Genomic DNA, 21943 nt, shown 5'->3' with positions numbered 1-21943 from the left:
CAGACCCCGCGGGTGCCAGTAATTTGGGAGGCATGCGCGAGCTGACCCGAACCGAAGCGATCGATCTCGTCGGCCGATACGAGGCCGAGCAGGAGATTCCCGAGGCGATGCGCTCCGACGTGCGCATGCTCGGTTCGATGCTGGGACAGGTGCTGCGAGAGAGCGGCTCCCCCGGTCTCTTCGACGACGTCGAACGGCTGCGGGGCGCCACCATCCAGGCCTACACCGACGACTCCCCGGAGGCGTTCGAACGGGCTGCCGCGATCGCCGAATCGTTCAGCGTCGACCGCGCCGACGAGGTCGCGCGCGCGTTCACGGTCTACTTCCACCTCGTCAACCTCGCTGAGGAGCACCAGCGCGTCCGGCTCCTGCGCGAGCGCGCCGGCGTCTCCGACCAGGACAGCGCGAGCGACTCGATCCCCGCCGCCTACGCCCAGCTCTCGAGCGAGGTCGGCGAGGACGAGGCCGCTCGGCGTCTGCGCGAGCTGCGTTTCCACCCCGTCTTCACCGCTCACCCGACCGAGGCGCGGCGGCGCGCGGTGTCGCAGAGCATCCGACGACTGGTGACCCTGCTCGAGACGCTCGAGAACTCTGCTGCCGGAGGCGCCGAGCACCGCCGCGCACGTCGGCGCATGCTCGAGGAGATCGACACCCTGTGGCGCACTTCGCCGCTGCGCGCGGAGAAGCCGACGCCGACCGACGAGGTGCGGGCCGTCATGGCGGTGTTCGACGACACGCTCTACACGACGATCCCCCTGGTATACCGCCGCCTCGACGACGCGCTGCAGGGCGAGGTCGCCGGCAGCCGGCCCCCGGTCGTGGCGCCGTTCGTTCGCCTCGGCACGTGGGTCGGAGGCGACCGCGACGGCAACCCCTTCGTCACCGCTTCGGTCACGAAGAAGGCGGCGGGCATCGCTGCCGAGCACGTCCTGCTCGGACTCGAGCGCAGCACCGAGCGCGTCGGCCGCGGGCTGACGATGTCGGGAGAGACCACGCCGCCGAGCAGCGCACTGCGGGCTCTCTGGGATCGCCTGGCGGCATCCGACGACGAAGGCGCGGCCGACGCCGTGAAGCGTGCACCCGGCGAGCACCACAAGCGCGTCATGATGCTGCTCACACGGCGCATCCGCGCGACCCGGGCGCGCAACGCCGATCTCGCCTACAGCGACCCCGAGGAGTTCCTCGCCGACCTGCGCGTCGTGCAGAGCTCGCTCGACGAGGCCGGGGCCAAGCGTCAGGCGTTCGGTGCGCTGCAACAGCTGATCTGGGCCGTCGAGACCTTCGGCTTCCACCTCGCCGAGCTCGAGGTCCGCCAGCACTCCGCCGTCCACGCCAAGGTGCTCGCCGAGTGCGAGGCCGGCGGCGAGCTGAGCGATCTCGCGGTCGAGGTGCTGGAGGTCTTCCGCACCATCTCGCAGGTGCAGAAGCGCTTCGGTCCGCGAGCGGCCGGCCGATACATCGTGTCGTTCACGCAGTCGGCGGACGACCTCGCGAACGTGCACGCCCTCGCGCGCCACGCCGTCGGCCCCGACGGCACGCCCCCCGTGCTCGACGTCATCCCCCTGTTCGAGACCTTCGCCGATCTGCAGGCGGCGCCCGGGATCCTCGCGGAGATCGTCGACCACCCGGCGTTCGCCGCCCGCCTGGACGCGACCGGCCGGCGGCTGGAGGTCATGCTCGGCTACTCCGACTCGTCGAAGGACGTCGGACCCGTCGCGGCCAACCTCGCTCTCTATGAGGCCCAGGCACGCATCGCGGCCTGGGCGCAGGAGCAGCACATCGAACTGACCCTGTTCCACGGGCGCGGCGGCGCGCTCGGCCGCGGAGGCGGCCCCGCGAACTCTGCGATCCTCGCGCAGCCCCCGCACTCCGTCGACGGCCGGTTCAAGCTCACCGAGCAGGGCGAGGTCATCTTCGCCCGCTACGGCGACCCCGACATCGCCCTGCGCCACATCGACCAGGTCGCCGCGGCGATCCTGCTGGCGTCGGCGCCATCGATCGAAGAGCGCAACAGCCGCGCCGCGGAGCGGTACGCCGACGTCGCGGCGACGATGGATGCCGCCTCGCGCGAGCGCTTCTTCTCGCTCGTGAAGGCACCGGGCTTCGCCCCGTGGTTCGCCGCCGTCACGCCGATGGAGGAGATCGGACTCCTCGCCCTGGGCTCGCGCCCGGCGCGCCGGGGGCTGTCCGTCGAGTCGCTCGAAGACCTCCGCGCGATCCCGTGGGTCTTCGCCTGGACGCAGGCGCGCATCAACCTCGCGGGCTGGTTCGGCCTCGGGACCGCGCTCGAGGCGGTCGGCGACGAAGCCCTGCTGCGCGAGGCGTACGAGCAGTGGCCGCTCCTGCGGACGGTCATCGACAACGTGGCGATGAGCCTCGCGAAGGCCGACCCGCGCATGGCGCGTCGTCACCTCGCGCTGGCCGACCGCGACGACCTCGCGCAGCTCGTCGTCGACGAGATGCTGCTCACCCGCGACTGGGTCGTGCGCATCGCCGGCGGTGACGGTCTGCTCGCCAACAAGCCCGTGCTCCAGCGCGCGGTGAAGATGCGCAGCCCCTACGTGGACGCCCTGTCGCTGCTGCAGCTGCGCGCGCTGCGGGTGCTCCGCTCCACCGAACATGACGCACCGACGCCGCCCGAGTGGCAGCGCCTGCTGCTGCTCACCGTCAACGGCGTAGCGGCGGGTCTGCAGAACACCGGATGACGCGTCGGTCGGTGATCGCGGTCACCGACCGACGCTCGTCATCGTCCCGATCGTCATATGGCCGGGCAGGCGCCGCCGCGCCCGCTAGCGTGAATCGGGTCCCGCCCGCTCGGCCAGAAAGCTCCACCATGACCGAACACGCTCCCCTGCCCTCATCCGTCCAGTCGGTGTTCGCCACCGTCCTGCAGCGCAATCCGCACGAGCCCGAGTTTCAACAGGCCGTCCACGAGGTGCTCGAGGCGATCGCACCGGTCGTGGAGGCGCAGCCCGAGCTCGCGCGCGACGGCATCCTCGAGCGGCTGGTCGAGCCCGAGCGGCAGATCATGTTCCGCGTGCCGTGGCTCGACGACGCCGGCACCGTCCGGGTCAACCGCGGCTACCGTGTGCAGTTCTCCTCGGTGCTCGGCCCGTACAAGGGCGGACTGCGGTTCCACCCGACGGTGAACCTGTCGATCGTGAAGTTCCTCGGCTTCGAGCAGATCTTCAAGAACGCGCTCACCGGTCAGGGGATCGGCGGCGCCAAGGGCGGCAGCGACTTCGACCCGCACGGCCGGTCGGATGCCGAGATCATGCGCTTCTGCCAGTCGTTCATGAACGAGCTGTACCGCCATCTCGGTGAGCACACCGACGTTCCCGCCGGCGACATCGGCGTCGGTGCGCGCGAGATCGGCTACCTCTTCGGGCAGTACCGCAAGATCACGAACCGTCACGAGTCGGGCATGTTCACCGGCAAAGGGGTGCAGTGGGGCGGCGCCGAGGTCCGCACCGAGGCGACGGGCTACGGTGCGGTCTTCTTCGCGCAGGAGATGCTCGCCGTCGAGGGCGACTCGCTCGACGGCAAGCGCGTCGCCGTATCGGGTTCGGGCAACGTGGCGACATACGCCATCGAGAAGGCGTACCAGCTCGGTGCGACGCCGGTCACGGCATCCGACTCGTCCGGCACGATCGTCGACGAAGACGGGATCGACCTCGCCATACTCAAACAGGTCAAGGAGATCGACCGCCGCCGCATCTCGGCGTACCTGGATCACCGGCCGGGCGCGACGTACGTCGAGGGTGGCCGTCCGTGGCGCACCGCGGTCGACGTCGCCATTCCGTCCGCGACGCAGAACGAGCTCGACGGCGACGACGCGCGCGCTCTCGTCGCCGGCGGCGTACGCGTCGTGGTCGAAGGTGCCAACATGCCCTCGACTCCAGAGGCGGTCGACGCGTTCCGCGCCGCCGGGGTGCTGTTCGGCCCCGGCAAGGCGGCGAACGCGGGTGGCGTCGCGACCTCCGCGCTCGAGATGAGCCAGAACGCGTCGCGCCAGCGCTGGGGCTTCGCCGACAGCGAGAACAAGCTGCGCGAGATCATGAAGAACGTCCACGACGCGGCCTTCGCCGCCTCCGAGCGCTACGGACGTCCGGGCGACTACGTCGTCGGGGCGAACGCGGCCGGTTTCGAGCGCGTCGCGCGCGCGATGCTCGCGCAGGGAGTCATCTGACGCCGGCCGGGAGCCGGGTGGAGCGCGAGCCGGGTTAGGCTTTCACCCCGTGCCTTCCGATCCCTCCTCCCCCACGGAGTCTGGTGTCACGCGTCCGGGAACCCGACCCGCGACCGTGTCGATGCTCACCCTCTCGACGTTCGTCATCGGCTCGATGGTGGGCGCGGGGGTCTTCTCCCTTCCCGCCGGCTTCGCCGCCGAGACCGGTGTCGCCGGGACGCTCGTCGCGTGGGCGGTCGCGGGAGGCGGGATGCTCGCCCTCGCCTTCGCGTTCCAGCTGCTCGCCAACCGCAGGCCGGACCTCGACGCGGGCGTCTACAGCTACGCACGCGCCGGTTTCGGGAGGTACCTCGGATACTTCTCCGCGTTCGGATATTGGGCCAGCGCGTGCGCGGGCAACGTCTTCTACTGGGTGTTCATCACTTCGACCCTGGGCGCGGTGTTCCCGGCGCTCGGAGCCGGCGACACCGTCGCTGCCGTCGGCGTGTCGTCGGCGGGGCTCTGGCTGTTCTTCATCCTCATCCGGCGGGGCGTCCGCTCCGCGGCCGCGGTGAACCGCGTCGTCAGCATCGCCAAGACGCTCCCGATCGTGGTGTTCGTCGTGCTCTGCGCGACGGTCTTCGATCCCGCGGTGTTCGCCGCCAACTGGGCGGGCCCGTCGGGAGCGCCGCTGTGGGACCAGATCCGCGCCACGATGCTCGTCACCGTCTTCGTCTTCATCGGCCTCGAGGGGGCGAGCGTCAACTCTCGTCACGCCCGCTCGCGCCGTGACGTGGGGCGCGCGACACTCCTCGGCTTCCTCAGCGTGCTCGCGGTCTTCGCCTCGGTGACCATCGTCTCGTTCGGCGTGCTGCCGCGCGAACAGATCGCCTCGCTCCCCGAGCCGTCGCTGGGCGGAGTCCTGGAGACGATCGTGGGCCCGGCCGGTGCAGTGTTCATCGGTGTCTCGCTCATCGTGGCGGTGCTCGGCGCGTACCTCTCGTGGACGCTCATGGCCGCCGAGGTGCTGCTCGAGGCCTCGCGGTCCGGAGACTTGCCGCGGTTCCTCTCGCGCACCAACGCCCAGGACACCCCGGTGGGTGCGCTCATGCTGTCGACGACGCTCGTGCAGGTGCTGCTGGTCGTCGTCCTGTTCGCCGAGAACGCCTTCTCGGTGGCGCTCGATCTGACGAGCGCGCTCGTGCTGATCCCCTTCGTCCTCTCGGCCGGTTACGCCCTCAAGCTCACTCTCACCGGCGAGACGTACGGCCCGGGCGACCGCGCACGGTCACGCGACCTGATCGTCGCCGTCATCGCGACCGGTTACACCCTCTTCCTCCTGATCGCGGCCGGCGCGCACTACCTTCTGCTGTCGCTGTTGATCATCGTGCCCGGGACCGCGCTGTTCGCCGTGGCGCGCAGGAAGGCGGGTGCGCGTGTCTTCACGAGAGTGGAGTGGCTGGTGTTCGCCGCCGCCGTCCTGGGCGCGGTGAGCGCCGTCGTGCTGCTGGCAACGGGCCAGATCAGCATCTGACCCGCCGCGCAAACCTCAGGATGCGGCGGGCGACGCTGCCGTCGTGGCGACCGGGAAAAGCTGGTCGAGCAGCTGACCCGTCCACGCGATGAGGTCGGCATCGCCGAGCGCGGCACCGCCGGCGGTCGGCAGCGGGACCACGAGGGCTTCGCCGCCGGCGAGCAGTTTGGCCTTGGGGTACAGCCTCTGCAGCCGGATGCGCATCGACTCGGGCAGCCGGGCCGGCGCGACCCGAAGATTCGGTCCCATCGCAACGACGTCCGTCAGCCCGGCCTGGGCTGCGCGGCGGCGCAGCCGGGCGACCGCGAGCAGACCCTCCACCTCGGCCGGCGGGCGCCCGTACCGGTCGGTGAGCTCTTCGACCACGAGGTCGATCGCATCGTCCTTGGCGCTGACGGCTGCCGCCGCCGAGAGCTTCTGATACGCCTCGAGGCGCAGGCGCTCGCTGTCGATGTAGTCCTCGGGAATGCGCGCGGCCACGGGCAGCTCGAGCCGCAGCTCGGCCGGCCCGTCGACCTCCTCGCCCCGGAACGTCGAGACGGCCTCGCCGATCATCCGCAGATAGAGGTCGAACCCGACCCCGGCGATGTGGCCGGCCTGCTCGGCGCCCAGCAGATTGCCCGCGCCGCGCAGCTCGAGGTCCTTCAGCGCGACCTGCATGCCCGAGCCGAGGTCGTTGTTGACGGCGATCGTCTCGAGGCGGTCGGCGGCCGTCTCGCTGAGGGGCTTGTTCTCGTCGTAGAGGAAGTACGCGTACGCCCGCTCGCGCCCGCGCCCGACTCGGCCGCGCAGCTGATGCAACTGGCTCAGGCCGTACTTGTCGGCACGGTCGATGATGATGGTGTTCGCGTTGGAGATGTCGAGCCCCGTCTCGACGATCGTCGTCGAGACGAGGACGTCGGCACGCCGCTCCCAGAAATCGTCGACGACCTGCTCGAGCTGGTGTTCGCCCATCTGGCCGTGCGCGACGGCGATGCGCGCCTCGGGCACCAGCTCACCGAGCTGCGCCGCGACTCGCTGGATCGACTGCACCCGGTTGTGCACGAAGAACACCTGGCCCTCGCGCAGCAGCTCGCGCCGGATGGCGGCCGCGATCTGCTTGTCACTGCGCGGTCCGACGTAGGTGAGGATCGGATGCCGCTCCTCGGGCGGGGTCGCCAGGGTCGACATCTCCCGAATACCGGTCACCGCCATCTCGAGCGTGCGCGGGATCGGCGTCGCGCTCATCGCGAGGATGTCGACGCCGGTCTTCAGCTTCTTCAGCGAGTCCTTGTGTTCGACGCCGAACCGCTGCTCCTCGTCGATGATGAGGAGCCCCAGATCTTTGAAGGCGACCTTCTCGGTCAGGATGCGGTGGGTGCCGATGACCATGTCGACGGTGCCGTCGGCGAGCCCGTCGACCGTCTCGCGGGCCTGCTTCGCGGTCTGGAACCGCGACAGGGGGCGCACCTTCACCGGGAATCCGGCGAAGCGCTCGGTGAACGTCTCGAGATGCTGCTTCGCGAGAAGCGTGGTCGGGACCAGCATCGCGACCTGCTTCCCCTCCTGAATCGCCTTGAACGCGGCGCGGACGGCGACCTCGGTCTTGCCGAATCCGACGTCGCCCGAGAGAAGGCGATCCATCGGGATCGGCTTCTCCATGTCGGCCTTGATCTCGTCGATCGTCTGCAGCTGGTCGGGCGTCTCCGCGAAGGGGAACGCCTCTTCGAGCTCACGCTGCCACGGGGTGTCGGGCCCGAACGCGTGACCCTTCGACGCCATGCGGGCCGAGTACAGCTTGACGAGCTCGACGGCGATGTCACGGACGGCCTTGCGCGCCTTGCCCTTCGCGGCCGCCCAGTCGCTGCCGCCCATCTTCGACAGCACCGGGGTCTCGCCGCCGACGTAGCGCGAGAGCTGGTCGAGCTGATCGGTCGGCACGAAGAGCTTGTCGCCGGGATAGCCGCGTTTGGCGGGCGCGTACTCGAGCACGAGGTACTCGCGCTGCGTCTTCACCGCGTTGCGGCCTCCACTGGAGACCTCACGCTGGACGAGCTCGACGAACTTGCCGATTCCGTGGGTGGAGTGCACGACGACGTCGCCGGGCTTCAGCTGCAACGGGTCGACGACGTTGCGCCGCCGCGTCGCGAGCTTCTTCACCACGCGGCCGTCGCTGCCGATCGTGCGGCCGTAGAACTCGCTCTCGGTGAGGACGGCGAGCTTCGCCTCGGCCGACTCGAAACCGCGCTCGAGCGATGCCACGACGCAGACCGCGACGGCCTCGTCGGAGAGCTCGGCGACGCCATCGCTCGTGCGGGCGGCGATCCCGCGCTCAGCCATCACGTCGCGGGCCCGGTCGACGAGCCCGGGACCCGAGGCGCAGACGACGACGCGCCAGCCGCGCGCCAGCAGGTCGCCGATGTGGGCGGTGGCACCGTCGACGTTGCCCTGGAACGAGGGCACCGCGCTGCCGTCGACACGCAGGTCGTCGCCGGTCTCGGTCAGCCCCTCGCCGGCGGCATCCGCTGCTCCCGAGTCGAAGGCGCTGAGGGTCCACCACACCCCGGAGCGCTCGCGCATCGCGTCGCGCAAAGCGGGGAGGGTCAGGAAGTCGCCCGCGCCGAGATCGACGGGGCTGTCAGCCCCGGCGGTCGCCGCGCTCCAGGCCGCTTCGAGGAACTCGCGGTTGGTCTCACCGAGGGTGCGCGCCCGCGTGCGCGAGCGCTCGGGGTCGACGAGAGCGATCGCCGAGCCGCGGGGCAGATAGTCGACGAGCGGCACGATGCCCTCCGCCAGCGCGGGCAGCAGCGACTCCATCCCCTCGACGGGGATGCCCTGCGACATCTTCTCGAGCATGCCCGTCAGACTCGGGAAGGTCGGGGCCATCGCCGCAGCCCGCTCGCGGACGGCCGGCGTCAGCAGCAGCTCACGCGCCGGCAGGAGCACGGCCTCGCCGACCTCGCCGGGCAGTGATCGCTGGTCGGCGATGGAGAACGCGCGGATCTGATCGACCTCGTCGCCGAAGAAGTCGATGCGCAGCGGGTGGTCGGCCGCGGCCGGAAAGACATCGAGGATGCCGCCGCGGACTGCGAACTCGCCGCGACGGGAGACCATGTCGACCCGATGATAGGCGAGTTCGACGAGGCGCCGGACCACCTGTTCGAGGTCGCTCCCCCGCGCTCCGACCGACAGCGACACCGGGTCGGCGTCGGTCAGACCGGCCGCGAGCGGCTGCAGGGCCGCGCGGACGGAGGCCGTGATGACCAGCGGTGCGCTGCCGTCGTGCGCGGCCGCACGGCGAAGCACGGCGAGACGGCGTCCGACGGTCTCGGGGCTCGGGCTCAGCCGTTCGTGCGGCAGGGTCTCCCAGGCGGGGAAGTGCACGATCTCGGCCTCGGGGACGAGGCACTGCAGCGCGGCACCGAGAGTCTCGGCGCGGCGACCGGTGGGAGCGACGGCGAGCACGACAGCGGGTCGACCGTCGCGGCGACGCTGCTCGAGCAGAGCCGCGAGGAGGGGGGCGTCGAGCCCGTCGACCAGCGAGTAGTCGAGACTGCCGACGGCTCCGGATGTCACCGCCTCCCGGAAGGAGTCAGCCTGCGAAAGGGCGCGCACGATCCCGGGAACTGTCACCACAGAAGCCTACCGCCGGCCGCCGACACGGGCGCCCGGGTCGGACTGCGCGGCGGGCTCAGCGCGGCGCGTGGAAGCGCTGCTGCGCGGCGAGGAGCCCCTCGCCCACGACCGTCTCGACCGCGTCAGCGGCATCCGACACGAGGATGCCGAGGGTCTTCCGCTCGGCCGACGAGAACGGGTCGAGGACCCAGTCCGCCGGATCCTGCGCGCCCGGGGGACGTCCGATCCCGACGCGGACGCGGGCGAAGTCGGGAGTGCCGAGGGCTTTGGCGATGTCACGGACGCCGTTGTGTCCACCGTGGCCACCACCCGTCTTGAGCTTGATGGTGTCGAAGGGAATGTCGAGCTCGTCGTGGACCACGATGACGCGGCCGGGGTCGACGCCGTAGAAGGAGGCCAGCGCGGCGGCCGGGCCGCCCGAGACGTTCATGAACGTCTTCGGCTTGGCGAGCACCATCTTGGCGGCTCCGGGGCGCAGCCACGACTCGGCTGCCCAGGCGTTGGCCTTGTGCGATCGCAGGGTCTCACCGCGCCGGCTCGCGAGTTCGTCGATGACCATCTGGCCGATGTTGTGCCGAGTCGCCTCGTAACGCGGCCCGGGGTTGCCGAGACCGATGATGAGCCAGGTGTCCGCCATGGCGCGCCTTTCGAACGACGGAGCCCGTCCTCACGGGGTGAGAACGGGCTCCGCGGGGATGAGTCTTACTCGGACTTCTCGTCGCCCTCGGCCTCGTCGGCCTGCTCGGCGGCGGTCGCCTCGTCGGCGGCCTCGATCTCGTCGGCGGCGGCCAGCGTCGATGCGGGGACCGACACGGCGACGACGAGCGTCTCGGGGTCGGTGATCAGAGCGGCGCCGCGAGGCAGCGTCAGGTCGGCTGCCGTGATGCGGGCGCCGTCCTCGAGGCCCTCGACGTCGACCTCGACGTTGGTCGGGATGTGGGTCGCCTCGACCTCGAGCGTGATCGACGACGCGTCCTGCGTCGCGATGGTGCCCGAGAACGGCTCGCCGGTGACGACGACGGGAACGTCGACCTGGACCTTCTCGCCCTTCTTCACGACGAGGAGGTCGATGTGCTCGATGATCTGGCGCACGGGGTCGCGCTGGACGTCCTTGACGAGCACCAGCTGCTCCTTGCCGTCGATCGACAGCTCGATGACGGCGTTGGCGCGGCGGACGAGCAGCAGCATCTGGTGGCCCGGCAGCGCGACGTGCACGGGGTCGGTGCCGTGGCCGTAGATGACGGCGGGGATCTGACCGGCGGCACGCAGACGGCGGGCGAAGCCCTTGCCGAAGTTGGTGCGCGTCTCTGCAACGACCTTGGTGTCGGTCTCCGTGGACATGCGTTTCTCCTTGTGGGCCCGAGGCCCGGCTCAGCGGTATGCGGGTTCGACGCGAACGCGAGCGCGTGGAGAGGAAACGTCCTGCACACACCCTCGTCGATCACGGATCCCGGTTCCCGCACAGCGGGCACGCGGCATCCCTCGCCGAAGTACACCCCCACTCTACCAGCGCTGGGTAGGGTGGTTGAGACGTCGTCTACGCCCGGAGGAAAAATGGATTACGGCTGGTTCTCACACGTGCTTCTGTGGGTCATCGGTGCGATGACGCTCGGCTCGATCGTCTCGGTCAGCCTCGCGCTGTTCGCGATGGGACGACAGGGCTACCGCAAGGGCTGACCCGACCCGGGCGTCGACGCGACGCCCCGATCGACGAAAGCGCGAGGCGCGCCACCCGGTGAGGGGGCGCGCCTCGCGCTTTCGCGTCGAGCTCAGGCGGGCCAGACCGCGACGACGACCTTGCCGGAGGCCTCCGAGTCCTTGGCCGTCGCGAACGCCTCGACGATGTCATCGGCGTCGACGACGTGGGTGATCACCTGCTCGATCTCGGGGCGCTCGTCGAGGAGCCGGACCGCCTCGTCGATCTCGTCCTTGAAACGGAAGGTGCCGACGTAGACGACTTCCTTGGAGATGAAGGGCGCCAGGTTGATCGGTCGCGGCTCGTTCGGGACCATTCCCACCTGCACGACGCGCCCGGCCGGCCGCGCCGCGCGCAGCGCCGCGGACACCGAGACCGCGGCACCCGAGCACTCCAGCACGATGTCGTAGGCGTCAGCGGGAGGCTGCTCCGTGGTGACGTCGAACGTTCGGGTCGCGCCGAGTCGGCTCGCACGGTCGAGGGGTCCGGCCAGCACGTCGGTGGCGTGCACCTCCGCCGCCCCGGCGGCGGTCGCCGCTGCCACTGCGAGCAGTCCGATCGGCCCGGCACCGGTCACGAGGACCCGTGCACCCGCGACGTCGCCTGCTTTGCTCAGCCCGTGCAGGGCGACGGCGAGCGGCTCGGCCAGCACGGCGCGACGGACCGGCAGCGTCGGCGGGAGGGGTCGCACCATGGACCGATCGGCGACGATGAGCTCGGCGAGGGCGCCCTGGGTGTGCGGAGTCGTCGAGGCGCTGCCCAGATACGCTCCGCCGGGCCAGAGGTGCGGGTCGTCGGCGATCGCCTCGACCTTCCGCCCGAAGGTGGCGGGGTGAAGCGTCACCGGCGTGCCGGGCTGCCACTGCCCCGTGGGGTCGAGATCGATGCGGCCGCTCAGCTCGTGCCCGGGGATGAGAGGCTCCCGCACGACGAACGCCCCGTTCGCGCCCTCGTAGTAGTAGTGCAGGTCCGACCCGCAGATGCCCACGTAGTCGACGCGGATCCGCACCTCCCCGTCACGGGGTTCGGGCTCGGCGACCTCCGAGATCTCGATGTGCTGCTTGCCGTGGATGTGTGCTGCGCGCATGACGGTCCTTCCGGGTCAGACGACGGCGGTCATGCCGCCGTCGACGAAGATGTTCTGCCCCGACACGAAGCTCGAGGCGTCCGAGCAGAGGAAGAGCAGGGCTCCGTCGAGCTCGCTGAAGTCGCCCCACCGCTGCGCCGGCGTGCGCTGCGCGAGCCACGCGCTGAAGTCGGCGTCGTCGACGAGCGCCCGGTTCATCTCCGTCGCGAAGTACCCGGGCGACAGTGCGTTGACCTGCACGTTGTGCCGGGCGAGGTCGGCCGCCATCCCCTTCGTCAGCTGCGCCACAGCGCCCTTGGTCGCGGAGTAGGGCGCGATCGTCTGGCGCGCGAGCGCCGACTGCACCGAGGCGATGTTGACGATCTTGCCCGATCCGCGCTCCACCATGCCGGGGGCGACGAACCGTGCGACGTAGAAGACGCCGTTGAGGTTCGCCGCGACGATCTCGTCCCAGTCGGCCACGGGGAACTCCGTGAACGGCGCGCGCCGCTGGATCCCCGCGTTGTTCACGAGGATGTCGGGCACTCCGACCTCGGCGATGATCGCCGCGACCCCCGCCTCGACGGCAGCGGCATCCGTGACGTCGAAGACCGCGGACACCGGCTCGGGCGAGCCGGCCTCGGCGACTTCCCGCCGCGTGCGCTCGACCGCCTCGGCGTCGCGGCCGTGCACGACGACACGTGCGCCTTCGCGCGCCAGGGCGAGCGCGAGGGATCGCCCTAGCCCTCGTGACGAACCCGTCACGAGGGCGACGCGCCCGGTCACATCGAACAGAGAGGACATGGGAACTCCTTGTCGTCCGGAAGAGAACAGTCGTCAGGTGGACTCAGATGAGCGACGCGAGCCCGAACAGACCGAGCACGAGCACGAACGCCAGCACCGACTCGATCGCCTGCTGGACGGTCCACGTCTTCAGGGTCGTCTTCACGTCCATGCCCATGAGGCGCCCCACGAGCCAGAAGCCCGAGTCGTTGACGTGTCCGGCGAACACCGAGCCGGCCGCGGTGGCCAGGACGATCGCGGCCACCTGGAGCGGGTTGAAATCACCCGCGGCCACTGCCGGAGCCGCGAGACCTGCGGCCGTCACGAGGGCGACGGTGGCCGAGCCCTGCGCGAGACGGATGATCACCGCGATGACGTAGGCCGCGACGATGACCGGGAGCCCGAGGTCGGACAGCGTGTCGGCGAGCGCGTCACCGATGCCCGAGGCGCGCAGCACGCCGCCGAACATGCCACCGGCGCCGGTGATGAGGATGACGGAGGCAACGGGACCGAGGGCCGAGTCGACGACCTTCTCGAGCGCCGTGCCGTTCTCACCGCGGCGCGTGCCCAGCACGAAGGTCGCGACGATGACGGTGATCAGCAGAGCCACGAACGAGTTGCCGAGGAGCACCAGGACCTGGACCCACAGGTCGTCCGTCGACACGGCACCAGCAGAGGCGAGGGTCGTGAGTCCCGTGTTCATGAAGATGAGGAACATGGGCAGGAGCAGGAGCAGCACGATCGTCAGCGGACGCGGCGGGTTCGCCGGCTGGTCGTCGTCCTTCTCGCCGAAGAGAGCGGGCACCGGCAGCGGGATGCGCGCGGCGATGAACTTGCCCCACAGGTAACCGGAGACGTACCAGACGGGGAAGACGACGACGAGGCCGAGGAGCAGGACGAGGCCGAGGTTCGCCCCGTACGCCTCGGTCGCGGTGACGGGGCCGGGGTGCGGCGGCAGGAAGACGTGCATGACGGAGAACGCCGCAGCGGCGGGGATGCCGAACAGCAGGACGTTCGCCTTCGAGACGCGGCGGGCGATCGCGAAGATGATCGGGAGCATCATGACGAGCCCCGCGTCGAAGAACATCGGGAAGCCGAGGATGAGCGACGCGATGCCGAGCGCGAACGGGGCGCGCTTCTCGCCGAAGATCTCGACGAACTTGTCGGCGAGCGCCTTGGCGCCGCCGGAGTGCTCGATGAGCCTGCCCAGCATCGCGCCGAGGGCGACGAGGAGCGCGACGCCGGCGAGTGTTCCGCCGAAGCCGTCGGTCAAGGTTTTCGCGATCGCTGAGACCGGCACCTGCGCGACGAACGCGGTGAGCAGCGAGACGATGATCAGCGTCAGGAAGGCGTGCACCTTGCAGACGATGATCAGGAACAGGATCAGGGCGATCGCGCCGACTGCGATGAGCAGCAGCGGTCCGGCACCCAGGGTCTGGGTCCAGTCTTCCATCGGTATCTCCGTTGATGTCGGGAAGCGGACGACCGGGGGGCCGAGCCCCGCGGATCGTCCCGCGTTAGTATTCGAGCTGCCCCGTGCCACGGCAGCGGAGCAGAGCGATCCTCGCACAATGATCGTATCTTTTACAACCACTGATCGTATTTTTCGGAGGCGTCATGGCGCAGGCATCCCACGGATCCGTGCTCGACGCTCTCGGGCTGCGTATCGCATCGGGTGAGCTCGCACCGGGATCGGTGTGCACCCTCGCGGATCTCGAAGCCGAGTTCGGCGTTTCCCGGACGGTCGTGCGCGAAGCGGTCCGGGTCCTCGAGGCCATGGGCATGCTCTCGTCCCGCCGCCGGGTCGGCCTGACCGTGACGCCGACGAACGAGTGGAGCGCGCTCGACACCCGCCTCATCGGCTGGCAGCTCGCCTCTCCCCGGCGCGATCACCAGATCGTCGTGGTCAACGAGCTGCGCTCGGCGGTCGAGCCGATCGCGGCGCGCCTGGCCGCGCAACGCGGCACCGACGTGCAGCGGTCCGAGCTGCTGCGGCTCGCGGCACGCCTCGAAGAGCTCGGCCACAGCGGGCGCGGCGCCTCGCCGGAGTACCTCGAGGTCGATATCCAGTTCCACGACCTCATCCTCGACATGAGCGGCAACCTCATGCTTGCCGCGAACAAGGCCGCGATCGCCGCCGTCATCGCGGGGCGTTCCGATGTGGGTCTCACGCCCGCGGTCCCCTACGAAGAGGCCCTGAACAACCACGTGCAGACGGCCGCGGCGATCGCGCGCGGCGATGCCGACGGCGCCGAGCGCCACACCCGCGGCTACGTCGACGCCGTGCTCAGCGAGGTGCGGGCGCTGGTGTGACCAGCCCGTCGGCCCGGCCGCCGCGGAGCGCCGTGACGAGCGCATCGATCGACTGATCCGTCATCCGCTGCACGGCACCGCCGGTGTGACCTCCCGCATGCGGTGTCGCCACCACGCCCGGATGCCCGACGAGCGGCGAGCTGGAGGGCGGCTCGGTCTCGTAGACATCGACCGCGACGCCATGAAGGCGCCCCTCGTCGAGCGCACGGCGCGCCGCGGCCTCGTCGAGCAGGCCGCCGCGAGCGGTGTTGACGACGATCGCTCCCGGCGGCAGCAGCCCCAGCCGGCGCTCGTCGAGCAGATGACGGGTCTCGGGAAGCAGCGGGACGTGGAGGGTGACGACGTCGCTGCGGCGGCACAGCTCGTCGATCTCGACCCGCTCGACCCCGGCCTGCGCGAACGCCTCGTCGGGCAGCATCGGGTCGTAGGCGATCGCCGTCATCCCGAGACCCCGCGCACGCTCGGCGACCAGGCGGCCGATCGCCCCGAACCCGACGATCCCCGCGGTGCCGCCCGTGAGCTCCTTGCCCTCGAGGCGCGGCCACTCCCCCGCGCGCACCGCTTCGTCGAGCCGGGGGATGCCCCGCGCCGCGGCGAGCACGAGGCCGATCGCGAGCTCGGCGACGGCGATCGCATTGGCACCGGGGGTTCGCGTCACGATGACCCCCCGCGCCGCCGCGGCATCCAGGTCTACCCGGTCCACGCCCACGCCGTACCGCGCGAGGACGCGCAACCGGGGCGCGGCGGCGAGGACGGCCTCGTCGTAGTCGTCGAGGCCGGCGATGATGCCGTCGACGTCAGCGACGAGCGGGACGAGCTCGGCCGCGGTGAGCGGGCGTCCGTGGGGATTGAGGACGACCTCGCCGACCGCGTCGCGGAGCCTGCGGAGCGACGCGCCCTGCGGATCACGGCACAGCGAGGTCGGCGTCACGAGGACCTTCATCGCGCCGCTCCCTGCGACCCGGGCACCGTCCGCTGATACTGGTCGAGGTAGCGGGCGAAGCCCTCGTCGTAGCGGTCGCGGTACTCCGTCCGGGGTGCGATCGTGCGCACCTCCACGTCGTCGAATGCCGGATGCCGCAGGTCGAGCCCGCTCGCGAGCATCCCCATCCGCACCGCACCGACGATCGAGGTGTGCTGCTGCGCCGAGACCTGCATCTCGACCCCGAAGACGTCGGCGGTCAGCTGCGTCCAGAACGGCGAGGAGAGGACGCCGCCCGAGAGGATGATCCGTCGTGGCGTGCCGCCGAGCGCCGTGAGCTCCTTGTAGCAGTGGTAGAGCGAATAGACGATGCCCTCGAGCACCGACTGGTACATGTCCACACGCGAGTGCGCCGGCGCGAGATCGACGAAGCCGCCGCGACGCTGGTCCTGCCAGCCGGGGCTCCGCTCGCCGAACAGGAAAGGCAGGAAGACCGGGAGGTCGACACGGTCGGTCGACAGCGACGGCTCGATGTCGAGGTAGTCCGTCGAGGCGCCGAAGAGGCGATCGCGCGCCCAGTCGACGCAGTTGCCGCATCCCGAGGTGGCGGCGCCGCTGAGCGCTCCGAGGGGCGAGCGGTACGACCAGGTGCTGAGGGTGGGTGAGAACGCCGGGTGGCGCGAGGCGACCCGGAGCGCGCCGCTCGTCCCCATCGAGAAGGTCATCTCCCCCGGTTCGGTCGCGAGGTCGCCGACCTGGTTGAGACCCCCGTCCGGACCGGGTGTCAGCACCGGGGTGCCCGCCGCGAGCCCCAGGAGCACCGCCGCCTCGGCCGACAGCGGCGCTGTCGCCGTCGTCTCGTGCAGCTCGGGCAGCCGCACCCGGCCGAGGTCGAACCGGTCGATGACCTCGCGGTCCCATGTGGCATCGGTGGCCGAGAGCAGCCCGCTGCCGGAGGCCAGGGAATTGTTCGTCCAGACCTCACCCGTCATCCGGGCGAAGATGAGGCTCGCCTGGTCGAGGGCGAGGAGTCCGTCGATGTCGAGCCCCTGCGAGCGGAGGTACTGGAGCTTGAACACGGGGTAGATGGCGTTGACCATGCAACCGGTGCGTTCGTAGAACCACCACGTGAAGTCGTCGTCCGCGCGCAACGCGGCGCTGAGGTCCTGCGCCCCGGTGTAGGGCCACTCCATCACCGGGGTCACTGCCGAGAGGTCGTCGGAGCGGAGGGTCAGGCCGTGCCACGTGCCGCTCAGGACGATGAGGTCGATCCGCTGGCCGGCCGCGGCCTCGCGACCGAGGGCCATGAGCTGGATGTAGATCGGATCGGCGTCCCGGACCGCGGAATCGGGTCCGTCGACTTCGAACCTCCGGCTGCGGACGGCGACCGCGCCGGTGTCCGTGTCGAAGAGCATGGTCTTCGCCGAGGTGGTGCTGGCTTCGAGAGCGAGGATCTTCATGAGGGCCCATCGTCGGGTGTCCGGCGGGCAGCAGCGTCGCCGAGACCCAATGATATGATCATTCGGTCGAAGATGAACACCCCGAGGAGAAACATCATGGCCGCTGTTCTCGATCAGATCGCCCGGTACCGACTCGTTCCGGTCGTCGTGGCCGATTCCGTCGCCGAGGGTTCCTTCATCGTCGATGCCCTCGCCGAAGGCGGGCTCCCGGTGGCCGAGATCACCTTCCGCACCGCCGCAGCACCCGACGCGATCGCGGCGATCGCGGCACGGGGTGACATCCTCGTCGGTGCCGGCACGATCGTGTCGCCCGCGCAGGTCGATACCGCCGTCGACGCGGGAGCGCGCTTCCTCGTCTCCCCCGGCTTCCACCCGGCGGTCGCCGATCGCGCCGCGGAGCGCGGGGTTCCCCTCATCCCCGGAGCCATCAGCGCCTCGGAGATCATGGCGGCGCTGGCCGCCGGCATCACGACCGTGAAGTTCTTCCCCGCCGAGACCTCCGGCGGCCTCCCCGCGCTCCGCGCCCTCGCGGCCCCCTTCGGCGACGTGCGCTTCGTGCCCACCGGGGGCATCGACGCCACGAACCTCGACTCCTACCTCGCCCACCCCCGGGTGATGGCCGTCGGCGGTTCGTGGATGCTGCCGCGCGACGCCGTCGAGGCACGTGACGCGGCGCCCATCGTGCGGGCGACATCCGACGCCGTCGCACGCGTCGCGGCCTCGTCGCAAGCCGCTCCGGCCGGTCTGCCGAACGGATAAAGTGGCGAGAGAGCCGGGCTCTCTCGCAGTCCCTGCCATTCCACCCGCACGCGAACCTGGAGCTACGCATGGCGTCGACCCCCTCACCGACAGGACCCTCGACCGATCAGGATCAGGCGCCGCACGAAGCGGCCACTGCTCACGAGGGCGCTCCGCGTCCCGAGGAGGTCGACCGCCCGACCCCCGACGAGAGCGCTGCCCCCGCGGAGGCCGGTTCCGGCGCCGCCAACATCGGCGTGGTCGGACTCGCCGTCATGGGCTCGAACCTCGCCCGTAACCTCGCCAGCCGCGAGGGCAACACCGTCGCCGTGTTCAACCGCTCGCGGTCGAAGACCGACGAGCTCATCGAGGCGCACCCCGAGGCGGGCTTCATCCCCGCCTTCTCGTACGAGGAGTTCGCGGCCAACCTGCAGAAGCCGCGCACCGCGATCATCATGGTCAAGGCCGGTCGCCCCACCGACGCCGTCATCGACGAGCTGATGCGGGTGTTCGAGCCGGGCGACATCATCGTCGACGGCGGCAACTCTCTGTTCACCGACACCATTCGCCGAGAGAAGGCTGTCCGCGAGGCCGGCTTCAACTTCGTCGGCATGGGAGTCTCCGGCGGCGAGGAGGGCGCCCTCCTGGGCCCGTCCCTCATGCCCGGCGGCCCCGACGAGTCGTGGGTGACGCTCGGCCCGATCCTGAAGTCGATCGCTGCGGTCGCCGAGGGCGAGCCGTGCGTGACGCACGTCGGCCACGACGGCGCCGGCCACTTCGTGAAGATGGTGCACAACGGCATCGAGTACGCCGACATGCAGCTCATCGCCGAGGCCTACGACCTCATCCGCCGCGGCACGGGCAAGTCGCCCGCCGAGATAGCCGACATCTTCGCCGAGTGGAACCGCGGCGAGCTCGAGTCGTACCTGATCGAGATCACCGCCGAGGTGCTGCGCCAGACGGATGCCGCCACCGGCCAGCCGCTCGTCGACGTGATCGTCGACCAGGCCGGCGCCAAGGGAACCGGTGCGTGGACCGTGCAGACGGCGCTCGACCTCGGTGTTCCCGTCTCGGGCATCGCGGAGGCCGTGTTCGCGCGTTCGCTCTCGAGCCACCGCGAGCAGCGCGACGTCTCGGGCTCGCTGCCCGGGCCCGACGACGCGTCGTTCACCGTCGAGGACCCCGATGCCTTCATCGAGCAGGTGCGTCTCGCGCTCTACGCCTCGAAGATCGTCGCGTACTCGCAGGGCTTCGACGAGATCCGTGCCGGTGCCGCGCAGTACGGCTGGAACATCGACCTCGGTGCGGTGTCGAAGATCTGGCGCGGTGGCTGCATCATCCGCGCGCAGTTCCTCAACCGCATCGCCGATGCGTACGCGACGGGCGACGAGCTGCCCGTCCTCCTGACCGCGCCGTACTTCGTCGAGGCGCTCGGCCGCGCTCAGGACGCCTGGCGTCACGTCGTGCAGGCCGCTGCCGGCGCCGGCATCCCGGCTCCCGCCTTCAGCTCGTCGCTGTCGTACTACGACGGCCTGCGTGCGGAGCGCCTGCCCGCGGCCCTCATCCAGGGCCAGCGCGACTTCTTCGGAGCGCACACCTACAAGCGCATCGACAAGGACGGTACCTTCCACACGCTGTGGTCGGGCGACCGTTCCGAGGTCGAGGCCGAAGACACGCACTGACCCCGACTTCCGGGTCGACGAAGGCCCCGCCGAGCATCTCCGCTCAGCGGGGCCTTCGCTGTTCGCGACGAGGGGACGTCAGAGCCAGTCGTTGCGCTTGAAGATCCCGTAGAGGCCGGCACTGAGGAGCACCATCAGCCCGAGCGCCATCGGGTAGCCCCACGGCTGTGCGAGCTCGGGCATGAATCTGAAGTTCATGCCGTAGACGCTGGCGACGAACGTCGGGGCGAACCCGATCGCCGCCCACGACGAGATCTTCTTGACCTGTTCATTCTGGCGCACCTGCACGACGGTGAGGTCGGCCATCTTCTCGTCCAGCCGCTGATTGACGAGCGTCGCGTGGATCGTCAACGCATCGTCGAGCGTGTGGCGCATCGACTGCACGCGCTCGGCCACGTACTGCGCACGGCCCCGGACATCGTCCCACCCGGCCGGTTCAGCGCCCGCGGCGGCGTCCGTGAGGGTCGTCCCGAGCCGCGTCAGGACGTCCGGCAGGGGCGTCGTGGCGTGAGCGAGGTCGATCACCTCCCGCTGCAGGTCGAAGATGCGCCGCGACACTCCGGGGTCGTCGCCGAACAGCTGGTCCTCGATCTCGTCGATGTCGTTCTCGACGCCGTCGAGCACCGCGCGGTACCCGGTCGTGACGAGTTCCGCGAGCACCCACATGACGGATGCCGGGCCGCGGCGGAGCAGGTCGCGGTGGCCGTCGAGACGGCCGCGGAGTTCGCTGAGGTCGATGCGATCCGACCGCGTGACGGTCACGATGAGGTGAGGTGCGAGGAAGACGTCGATCTCATCGCACCGGACCGTCTCGGACTCGTCGTCGTAGTGCGCGGGCTGCAGCACCACGAACACGTGATCCCCGGTGCGCTCGAAAATCGACCGCTGGTGCGGCCGGAGGGCTTCCTTGACGGCGATCGGGGGCAGGCCGAGTTCGTCCGCGCGGCTCTCGATCTGCGCGGCGTCGACGTCGATCAGCGCGATCCACGCGAACCCGCCCCGCTCTCGTGCGAGCGCGGCCGCTTCTCCCGGCGGGAGACCGTCACCCGCCACCGCACCGTCGACGTAGACCGCGGTCTCAACGTTCCTCATGAGGTCACCGTATGCCACCTCGGATGCTCACAGCTCAGACATAGCGTCGCCCATAGCTTCTCCATAGAGAACGCCTCACAATGGCATCATGACCACCCCAGCACCCGCCACCCTGCAGCGTCCCGACGGCTCTCCGCTGCGCGTCCTCGTCGTCGACGACGAGCAGATGCTCACCGATCTGCTCTCGATGGCGCTCAAGATGGAAGGGTGGGAGGTCCGCTCGGCGGCATCCGGTTTCGAGGCCCTCGCGATGGCGCGGGAGTTCGAACCCGACGCGATGGTGCTCGACATCATGATGCCCGACCTCGACGGGATGTCGGTGCTGCAGCGCCTCCGCCAGTCGGGTGACGATGTTCCCGTGCTGTTCCTCACCGCGAAGGATTCCGTGGGCGACCGCGTCGCGGGGCTTACGGCGGGCGGCGACGACTACGTCACGAAGCCCTTCAGCCTCGAGGAGGTCGTCGCGCGGCTGCGGGGCCTCATGCGGCGCGCCGGAACCGCGACCGCCGGCGGCGCCGACCCCGTGCTGCGCGTCGGCGACCTGACGCTCAACGAGGACTCGCACGAGATCGAGCGCGCCGGGACGAGCATCGAGCTCACCGCCACCGAGTTCGAGCTCCTGCGCTACCTCATGCGCAACCAGCGGCGCGTGGTGTCGAAAGCGCAGATCCTCGATCGCGTCTGGAACTACGACTTCGGCGGCCGCTCCTCGGTCGTCGAGCTGTACATCTCCTACCTGCGCAAGAAGATCGACGCCGGTCGCGAGCCGCTCATCCACACCGTCCGGGGTGTGGGCTACATGATCAAAGCTCCCCAGTGACGCCCTCCCCGCATGGCGCCGGCGCGCGCGGGCGCACCGATAGGCAGCCCCGCA

17 protein-coding genes are annotated in these 21943 nt (G+C 70.3%); 8 read left to right on the top strand and 9 right to left on the bottom strand.

Annotated features, from left to right (window positions below; translation table 11 throughout):
• Window positions 1–32: 32 nt before the first annotated feature.
• The 3 genes from C3481_RS00435 to C3481_RS00425 all read left to right on the top strand — a co-directional run bounded on the left by C3481_RS00435 (window position 33) and on the right by C3481_RS00425 (window position 5702).
• Window positions 33–2705 carry a phosphoenolpyruvate carboxylase gene (locus C3481_RS00435; protein ID WP_064956481.1) on the top strand — a complete coding sequence of 891 codons (2673 nt, stop codon included), beginning with the start codon at window positions 33–35 and terminating at the stop codon, window positions 2703–2705.
• Window positions 2706–2833: 128 nt separating this feature from the next.
• Entirely contained in the window at window positions 2834–4189 is a 1356-nt protein-coding gene (gene gdhA / locus C3481_RS00430) for an NADP-specific glutamate dehydrogenase (RefSeq protein WP_088380015.1), read from the top strand.
• A 121-nt stretch (window positions 4190–4310) separates the two neighbouring features.
• Window positions 4311–5702 (top strand): basic amino acid/polyamine antiporter, encoded by a 1392-nt coding sequence (locus C3481_RS00425; RefSeq protein WP_103841928.1) that lies wholly within the window; start codon window positions 4311–4313, stop codon window positions 5700–5702.
• A gap of 15 nt (window positions 5703–5717) precedes the next feature.
• Here the strand turns inward: C3481_RS00425 and mfd are convergent, their stop codons facing one another.
• The 3 genes from mfd to C3481_RS00410 form a co-directional block, all read right to left on the bottom strand.
• On the bottom strand, window positions 5718–9314 hold the full coding sequence (mfd, locus tag C3481_RS00420) for a transcription-repair coupling factor (protein ID WP_181021863.1): 3597 nt from the start codon (window positions 9312–9314) through the stop codon (window positions 5718–5720).
• Between the two features lie 58 nt (window positions 9315–9372).
• A complete protein-coding gene (pth, locus tag C3481_RS00415; RefSeq protein ID WP_023950370.1) occupies window positions 9373–9954 on the bottom strand; it encodes an aminoacyl-tRNA hydrolase in 582 nt (193 codons plus the stop codon).
• Window positions 9955–10019: 65 nt separating this feature from the next.
• On the bottom strand, window positions 10020–10658 hold the full coding sequence (locus C3481_RS00410) for a 50S ribosomal protein L25/general stress protein Ctc (protein ID WP_023950369.1): 639 nt from the start codon (window positions 10656–10658) through the stop codon (window positions 10020–10022).
• Window positions 10659–10871: 213 nt separating this feature from the next.
• Here C3481_RS00410 and C3481_RS16680 point away from each other — a divergent pair, with 213 nt between their 5' ends.
• On the top strand, window positions 10872–10994 hold the full coding sequence (locus C3481_RS16680) for a hypothetical protein (RefSeq protein WP_023950368.1): 123 nt from the start codon (window positions 10872–10874) through the stop codon (window positions 10992–10994).
• A 92-nt stretch (window positions 10995–11086) separates the two neighbouring features.
• On the opposite strand, the gene C3481_RS00405 is transcribed toward C3481_RS16680, so the two are convergent.
• The 3 genes from C3481_RS00405 to C3481_RS00395 are packed head-to-tail and all read right to left on the bottom strand — an operon-like array spanning window position 11087 to window position 14315.
• The gene (locus tag C3481_RS00405; protein WP_103840390.1) at window positions 11087–12100 is read right to left on the bottom strand and encodes a zinc-binding dehydrogenase; all 1014 of its coding nucleotides are present in this window, start codon (window positions 12098–12100) and stop codon (window positions 11087–11089) included.
• A gap of 15 nt (window positions 12101–12115) precedes the next feature.
• On the bottom strand, window positions 12116–12883 hold the full coding sequence (locus tag C3481_RS00400; RefSeq protein WP_064956477.1) for a glucose 1-dehydrogenase: 768 nt from the start codon (window positions 12881–12883) through the stop codon (window positions 12116–12118).
• A gap of 43 nt (window positions 12884–12926) precedes the next feature.
• Entirely contained in the window at window positions 12927–14315 is a 1389-nt protein-coding gene (locus tag C3481_RS00395; protein WP_103840389.1) for a GntP family permease, read from the bottom strand.
• A gap of 164 nt (window positions 14316–14479) precedes the next feature.
• On the opposite strand from C3481_RS00395, the gene C3481_RS00390 reads away from it, so the two are divergent.
• Window positions 14480–15175: a FadR/GntR family transcriptional regulator gene (locus C3481_RS00390; RefSeq protein WP_103840387.1), complete on the top strand. Its 696-nt coding sequence runs from the start codon at window positions 14480–14482 to the stop codon at window positions 15173–15175.
• Here the strand turns inward: C3481_RS00390 and C3481_RS00385 are convergent.
• Both C3481_RS00385 and C3481_RS00380 read right to left on the bottom strand, forming a co-directional pair.
• A complete protein-coding gene (locus tag C3481_RS00385) occupies window positions 15150–16118 on the bottom strand; it encodes a phosphoglycerate dehydrogenase (protein WP_103840384.1) in 969 nt (322 codons plus the stop codon). The genes C3481_RS00390 and C3481_RS00385 overlap by 26 nt on opposite strands.
• Window positions 16115–17557, bottom strand: coding sequence for a gluconokinase (locus tag C3481_RS00380; protein WP_103840382.1), 1443 nt, complete (start codon window positions 17555–17557; stop codon window positions 16115–16117). Before C3481_RS00380 ends, C3481_RS00385 begins: the two co-directional genes overlap by 4 nt.
• Before the next feature lie 96 nt (window positions 17558–17653).
• On the opposite strand from C3481_RS00380, the gene eda reads away from it, so the two are divergent.
• Complete coding sequence (eda, locus tag C3481_RS00375; RefSeq protein WP_071918015.1) at window positions 17654–18316, top strand: bifunctional 4-hydroxy-2-oxoglutarate aldolase/2-dehydro-3-deoxy-phosphogluconate aldolase; 663 nt, start codon at window positions 17654–17656, stop codon at window positions 18314–18316.
• Between the two features lie 68 nt (window positions 18317–18384).
• A complete protein-coding gene (gndA, locus tag C3481_RS00370; protein ID WP_064956472.1) occupies window positions 18385–19977 on the top strand; it encodes an NADP-dependent phosphogluconate dehydrogenase in 1593 nt (530 codons plus the stop codon).
• Between the two features lie 78 nt (window positions 19978–20055).
• On the opposite strand, the gene C3481_RS00365 is transcribed toward gndA, so the two are convergent.
• Window positions 20056–21069, bottom strand: a complete 1014-nt coding sequence (locus tag C3481_RS00365; protein ID WP_103841923.1) for a magnesium and cobalt transport protein CorA — start codon at window positions 21067–21069, stop codon at window positions 20056–20058.
• Between the two features lie 88 nt (window positions 21070–21157).
• On the opposite strand from C3481_RS00365, the gene C3481_RS00360 reads away from it, so the two are divergent.
• Complete coding sequence (locus C3481_RS00360; RefSeq protein ID WP_023950351.1) at window positions 21158–21889, top strand: response regulator transcription factor; 732 nt, start codon at window positions 21158–21160, stop codon at window positions 21887–21889.
• The last annotated feature ends 54 nt before the right edge of the window (window positions 21890–21943 follow it).

The sequence above is a fragment of the Microbacterium sp. Ru50 genome (assembly GCF_002920555.1).
GTDB lineage: Bacteria > Actinomycetota > Actinomycetes > Actinomycetales > Microbacteriaceae > Microbacterium > Microbacterium arborescens.
The sequence above is the reverse complement of the archived record's forward strand: the minus strand, read 5'-3'. Positions and strand labels throughout refer to the sequence as shown.